Source organism: Rhodoplanes roseus (genome assembly GCF_003258865.1).
Taxonomy (GTDB): Bacteria; Pseudomonadota; Alphaproteobacteria; order Rhizobiales; family Xanthobacteraceae; genus Rhodoplanes; species Rhodoplanes roseus.
Genome location: NZ_NPEX01000783.1, coordinates 1 through 279 on the forward strand (window position 1 = coordinate 1; position 279 = coordinate 279).

Here is a 279-nt window from a genome sequence, read left to right on the forward strand (position 1 = left end):
TCGATCTCTCGTAGGTGATCTCAAGTCGAGCGGCATATCAGGGCTCGCACGGGGAAAATCAACCCGCAGGCCCGCAACCGGTGTCTAATCACACATTCTCAGCGGCGAATGAGCTGCGTCATCAGCTGTGCCGTGTAATCGACCACGGGGATGACGCGAGCATAGTTCAGTCGCGTCGGGCCGATCACGCCGAGCACCCCCACGACGCGTTCTCCGCTGTCGCGAAAAGGCGCCACGACGAGCGACGAGCCGGAGAGCGAAAACAATTTATTCTCCGAG

1 pseudogene is annotated in these 279 nt (G+C 59.9%); it reads right to left on the bottom strand.

From position 1 onward, the window contains the following. Positions 1 to 98 precede the first annotated feature (98 nt). Positions 99 to 279: pseudogene (hrcA, locus tag CH341_RS32385) on the bottom strand (heat-inducible transcriptional repressor HrcA); the annotation flags it as partial.